The sequence below is a fragment of the Candidatus Burkholderia verschuerenii genome (assembly GCF_001189365.1).
In the GTDB taxonomy this organism is placed as follows: Bacteria; Pseudomonadota; Gammaproteobacteria; order Burkholderiales; family Burkholderiaceae; genus Caballeronia; species Caballeronia verschuerenii.
Genome location: NZ_LFJJ01000345.1, coordinates 1 through 1,873, shown reverse-complemented (window position 1 = coordinate 1,873; position 1,873 = coordinate 1). Strand labels below are relative to the sequence as shown.

Sequence of the window (1,873 nt, the reverse complement as noted above, 5' to 3'; positions counted from 1 at the left end):
TAGTCAAAGGCCCAGCTATACGGGAAAAATCCTAAATGAAACGCCTGTAATAGCCGGCCAAACCTAGAAAAATTTGAACCTCTGTTACTGTACGAGGTTGCCTCAAATCCATTACTGCCATTACCTTGGCAGGGTCAACCATGATTCCTTCTTCCGAAATCACGTGTCCTAAAAACGTGACCTCTCCAGCCAAAATTCACACTTACTGAATTTGGCGTATAACTTATTCTCTCTCAGGGTTTGTAAAGCAATCCTCAAATGCTCCTGGTGTTCCTCCCGACTCCTCGAATAAATCAGTATATCATCAATAAAAATTATGATGAACTGATCGAGGTAAGGCCGAAACACTCTCTGCATCAAATCCATAAATGCAGCAGGTGCATTGGTTAACCCGAACGACATAACTCCAAACTCATAATGGCCATACCTCGAGTTAAATGCCGTACGTTTTGGGTATATCACCCTCCTTAATCTTTAACTGATAATACCCTTGCCTCAAATCCAACTTGGAAAACACTCGAGCACCTTGCAATTGGACTAATAATTCTTCTATCAAGGGTAACGGGTACTTGTTCTTAATAGTAACATTGTTCAACCCTCGATAATCAATGCACAATCTTAGGGTCCCGTCTTTCTTCTTAACAAACAACACCGGGGCACCCCAGGGTCATGTACTTGGTCTAATGAATCCTTGACTCAGCAACTCCTGTAGCTGTGTCTTTAGTTCTTGTAGTTCAGCTGGTGCCATTCTATACGAGGTCTTTGAAATGGGTTCAACTCCAGGTACTAGGTCAATGGTAAATTCTAATTCCCGATCAGGCGGTGCCGAACTTAGTGTCTCAGGAAACACATCTACAAATTCCTTTACCACCTCCACCTGATCCACACTTTGTTTATCCTTATATTGATCTGAAAGTCTAGCTAGGAATCCAGTGGCTCCCTTAAATATGAGTTTCCTAGCTTTCTCTCCTGATATCATCTCTGGTGTACCTACCAATGGTTTTAAAGTGTACTGCAAGATTGTCTCCACAGGAATGGTGAAACAAATCTCCTTAGTCCTACAATTGATCTGAGCGTAATGACGACTCAGCCAATCCATCCCCAATATTACCTCGTATCCTCGTACAGGTAGTAAGATCAAGTCTACATGGAATATTTTACCCTTAATGCTCACCTCACAATTCTTACATACCCTATCTGTCTGAATTTGTGGCATTTCCATCAGCGTACCGATTTCGACCCAGAACGGTAACGTCTCTACTTTATTACCCAGTTTTTCCAAATTTTCAGGGTTTATAAATGAGTGGGTGGAATCGGGATCAATTAAAACCTTAAGTACTTGACCGAAAATAGGAAGCGTACCTTCAACAACGCTTGCTCCCTTATCTTCTTCCTCAGCCCCCAGCGTATAAACTCTGGCCGGAACCTTGGCCTTCTTAGCAGTGTCCGAAACTCCTGGCTTGGTTCCTGCACTAGCTTGATCCAAAGTGACAAAAGGACATTTCAGGATACGGTGGTCTGCACTTCCACACCGTAAGCACTTGTTGGACTTCCTCCAACAATCAGCCTCCACATGTCCAGGCTTATTGCAGTAACGACAAACAACCGATGCCGCTGGTTTCTTTCCTGCGGGCCCTTTTCCAACTTCCGCAAGACATTTAACACATGCAGTTATCTTTGGTGGAACAGGTTTCGGCCCTTGTGGCTCCTTTCCTTTCACAGCTGGTGTTCCTCGGAAAGTCGACCTCCGATTGTTCTGGAACTCACGCAGGTGAGTCTGGCCATCCTCAATTCTCTGAGCAAACTCCACGGCCTCAGCATAAGTGGTCACTCTAGCTGCCAACCTTGCATTCTGTATCTCAATCCTCAATCC

At 44.2% G+C, this 1,873-nt stretch carries 3 protein-coding genes; all 3 read right to left on the bottom strand.

Features of this window, described 5'->3' with window-relative positions; all coding sequences use genetic code 11:
* Positions 1-168: 168 nt before the first annotated feature.
* A complete protein-coding gene (locus tag BVER_RS36100) occupies positions 169-462 on the bottom strand; it encodes a reverse transcriptase domain-containing protein (RefSeq protein ID WP_369094846.1) in 294 nt (97 codons plus the stop codon).
* On the bottom strand, positions 434-652 hold the full coding sequence (locus BVER_RS36095; RefSeq protein ID WP_050456121.1) for a reverse transcriptase family protein: 219 nt from the start codon (positions 650-652) through the stop codon (positions 434-436). The genes BVER_RS36100 and BVER_RS36095 overlap by 29 nt, the downstream gene beginning before the upstream one ends.
* A 15-nt stretch (positions 653-667) precedes the next feature.
* Positions 668-1,873 (bottom strand): aspartic protease family protein (locus BVER_RS36090; protein ID WP_157056291.1); only part of this gene is annotated, 1,206 nt, incomplete at its 5' end.